Here is a 369-nt window from a genome sequence, read left to right as displayed (position 1 = left end):
TTTTCTCGATGCGTCGACCCAGCGGGTCATAGGTCATCCTGACCACGCCGCCGTTCTCATTACGTACTTCAACCAACCGGCTTTCCGCGTCATACGCAAAGCGTTGCACGCCTCGTTTGGCGCTGCGTTTTTCGATCGTTCGGCCAAACGCGTCATAGCGATAACGCTTGTCCTGATAGGTCAGCAGCTTGTTATGCACCACCAACCCAGCGCCAGCCTGCGGGCCATCCAGCAGGTTGGCTGCGGCGTCGTAGGCGAAGGTTTCACGCTGGCCGTGCAGGCTGTCCTGGCTGGCGATGATGCGGCCGGTGGCGTCGTAGTGCAGCAACTGGCGGTGTTGCGCAGCGGGTTGTTGGTCGAGTTTGCCGA

The 369-nt window shown here is 60.4% G+C and carries 1 protein-coding gene; it reads right to left on the bottom strand.

Annotated elements, in window-relative coordinates; genetic code table 11:
• Window positions 1-369 (bottom strand): RHS repeat domain-containing protein (locus AACY08_RS30145; protein WP_339472740.1); only part of this gene is annotated, 369 nt, incomplete at both ends.

The sequence above is a fragment of the Pseudomonas sp. EL_65y_Pfl1_R83 genome (genome assembly GCF_963970695.1).
GTDB classification, from domain to species: Bacteria; Pseudomonadota; Gammaproteobacteria; order Pseudomonadales; family Pseudomonadaceae; genus Aquipseudomonas; species Aquipseudomonas tritici.
The sequence above is the reverse complement of the archived record's forward strand: the minus strand, read 5'-3'. Positions and strand labels throughout refer to the sequence as shown.